Annotated in this window: 2 protein-coding genes; both read left to right on the plus strand. The window is 55.4% G+C overall.

Annotated elements, in window-relative coordinates; genetic code table 11:
- Positions 1-159: transposon-encoded TnpW family protein (locus tag ACTQ34_RS18060; protein WP_441364980.1), on the plus strand; the 159-nt coding region annotated here is incomplete at its 5' end.
- A 1-nt stretch (position 160) separates the two neighbouring features.
- A partial coding sequence (locus ACTQ34_RS18065; RefSeq protein ID WP_441364979.1) for a recombinase family protein occupies positions 161-840 on the plus strand: 680 nt, incomplete at its 3' end.

The raw sequence follows: 840 nt of genomic DNA on the forward strand, positions 1-840 counted from the left end.
ACCACCTATAAAGTTCGTGTCTACCTCAGCGAAACCGCCGAGGAAACGATGGAAGATAAAATTCTGCGGCTGATCCGCAATGACGGGCTGGCAAACCAGCCGGAATGTGGTATAATGGAACTGCCACAAATGAGCCGTCCGTCTGAAAGGAGCGCCTGATATGGCAAACAGACAGACGGAAGAAAAAATCACTGCGCTCTATGAGCGCCTGTCCCGTGACGATGACCTCACGGGCGACTCGAACTCCATTCTGAACCAGAAACGTTATCTCGAAAGCTATGCAGCACAGCGGGGCTACACCAATATCGTCCACTACACAGACGATGGGTGGTCCGGCGGCAACTTTGACCGTCCCGCATGGAAGCGCCTTGTGGCGGACATTGAGGCGGGAAGGGTGGCCCACTTGCTGTGTAAGGACCTAAGTCGGATCGGCAGAAACTACCTGCAAACCGGCTTTTACACCGAGGTAATGTTCCGGCAGAATGGGGTTCATTTTGTTGCTGTCGCCAATAACATTGACAGCGAGGAACAGGACAGCGGCGAGTTTGCTCCCTTTCTCAATATCATGAACGAATGGTATCTGCGTGACCAGTCCAAAAAGGTTTCGGCAGCATACCGTGTCAAGGGCAAGGCGGGCAAGCCCACCACCAACAACGCCATCTATGGCTACAAAAAAGACCCGGAGGACAAGGACCACTGGCTGGTGGACGAGGAAGCCGCTGCCGTGGTGCGGCGGATCTTCCGGCTTGCGGTGGAGGGGCACGGCCCCCATGAGATCGCCAAGATACTCACACAGGAAAAGGTGGAGTGCCCCGCCTATTATCTGGCCCGCAACGGCAG

Origin of the sequence: Agathobaculum sp. LCP25S3_E8 (assembly GCF_052117165.1) — a bacterium.
Taxonomy (GTDB): Bacteria; Bacillota; Clostridia; order Oscillospirales; family Butyricicoccaceae; genus Agathobaculum.